Annotated in this window: 1 protein-coding gene; it reads left to right on the top strand. The window is 50.8% G+C overall.

Annotation, left to right across the window (positions count from 1 at the left end; genetic code table 11):
* On the top strand, positions 1 to 246 hold a 246-nt coding region (locus tag AB4351_RS21800), incomplete at both ends, for a cadherin-like domain-containing protein (protein WP_372127165.1).

Below are 246 nucleotides of genomic sequence, written 5' to 3'. Positions count from 1 at the left end.
GCTACCGACATTGAAGGTGATAACCTAACGGTTGAAGGTGTGACCTACGATGGTGGCGACGGTATCCTGACCGACAACGGCAACGGGACTTACACCTTTGCGCCAAATGAAAACTTCAATGGCGACGTAAACTTCGGTTTTGATGTGTCTGACGGCACCGATACGGTCTCTGCCAACATCGATGTGAGTGTAACTGCCGTTGATGATGCACCGGTGTCAGGCGATTTAGCGTACTCAATCGACGAA

The organism is Vibrio sp. 10N.261.51.F11 (assembly GCF_041471665.1).
GTDB classification, from domain to species: Bacteria; Pseudomonadota; Gammaproteobacteria; order Enterobacterales; family Vibrionaceae; genus Vibrio; species Vibrio crassostreae_C.
This window is presented reverse-complemented; position numbering and strand designations above follow the sequence as displayed.